Origin of the sequence: Nocardia asiatica NBRC 100129 (genome assembly GCF_000308415.1) — a bacterium.
Lineage (GTDB): Bacteria > Actinomycetota > Actinomycetes > Mycobacteriales > Mycobacteriaceae > Nocardia > Nocardia asiatica.
This window is the reverse complement of the sequence record NZ_BAFS01000148.1, coordinates 1-1,200: the sequence shown is the minus strand read 5'-3', so window position 1 is coordinate 1,200 and position 1,200 is coordinate 1. Positions and strand designations below refer to the sequence as shown.

Below are 1,200 nucleotides of genomic sequence, written 5' to 3'. Positions count from 1 at the left end.
CTAGTGCCGTGTCAGGCAACGTTCGGTGGGTAATGCGGGTGTCGGATCTTGGATCCGACGGCGAAGTCGCGGACGGGTCTTGCGTGCTGGTTTCGCCAGCGGACGTAGGTGCTGATCGCGTCGTCTTGTTCGCCGTGACTGCGGTGGTCGGTGCCGTTCAGGGCGAAGTACCGCAGTGCGGCGAACTCGCACTCGATGCGGTTGAGCCATGATGAGTAGGTGGGCAGGAATACCAGCTCGACGGCGTTGCCCGCGCACCATGCCCGGACCTCGGCGCGTTTGTGGACCGAGTAGTTGTCGCAGATCAGATACAACTTCTGGCCCGGCCACCGGGCTCGCAGCGATTTCAGGAAAGTCAGGAACTCCGTCCACCGTTTCCGGTCTCGGATCCGGTAGTACAACTGGCCTGAGCGCAGGTCCAGGGCACCGAACATGTGCCGGACGCCCTGGGTGCGGCGATAGGTGGCGCGCAGCCGGCGTGGCCGCCGGGCAGTGAACCAGCCGCGGCCGGGGCGCGGCTGCAGGTTCAGCGGCCCGAACTCGTCCACGCAGACCACGCGGCCGTCGGCGGGCGGGTGGTCGTAGAGGTCGAGCACGCGCGCCATCTTGGCCTGAAAATCCGGGTCGTTGCTGGCCTTCCACGTTTTCGTGGCCTGCCACGACACTCCACCGGCGTTCAGGATCTTCCGCAGGGTTTCGCGGCTGATGTCGGCGATCGTATTGATCCGCAGCACTTCTGCCAGCTTCGACAGGCTCCATGTCGCGAACGGCCATCCCAGGTCACGGGGGCAGCACCGTGCGATCTGGCAGATCCGATCACGCGTCGCTTGATCGGTCTTCGCCGGCCTGCCCCCGCTCCATTTTGGGTCCAACGCCTCGAAACCATGCGCGTTGAAGTCGTGAATCACCTGTCGCACATACGATTCCGACACCTGCATCAGCTTCGCGATCAACCCCACCGGCTGATGCTGCGCCGAGGCCATCACCACCACCGCCCGCCGCATCCGGATCGGCTGCTTGCTGCGCCGAGCGATCTGGGCCAGCTTGCGACCTTCCTCGGGCGTCACCGCTCTGACGAACACATCCGGCTTCCGAGCCACCGGCATCACCTCCACCGGCAGCATCACCACTCACCCGCCCCTAATCAACCCGCCACCCCGATCACGGATACAGCATCAACCTTGCTGGACGCGGCACTAG

At 65.0% G+C, this 1,200-nt stretch carries 1 protein-coding gene; it reads right to left on the bottom strand.

Features of this window, described 5'->3' with window-relative positions; genetic code table 11:
- Positions 1–11 precede the first annotated feature (11 nt).
- Positions 12–1,100: an IS630 family transposase gene (locus ON27_RS14045; protein WP_245559942.1), complete on the bottom strand. Its 1,089-nt coding sequence runs from the start codon at positions 1,098–1,100 to the stop codon at positions 12–14.
- Positions 1,101–1,200 lie beyond the last annotated feature (100 nt).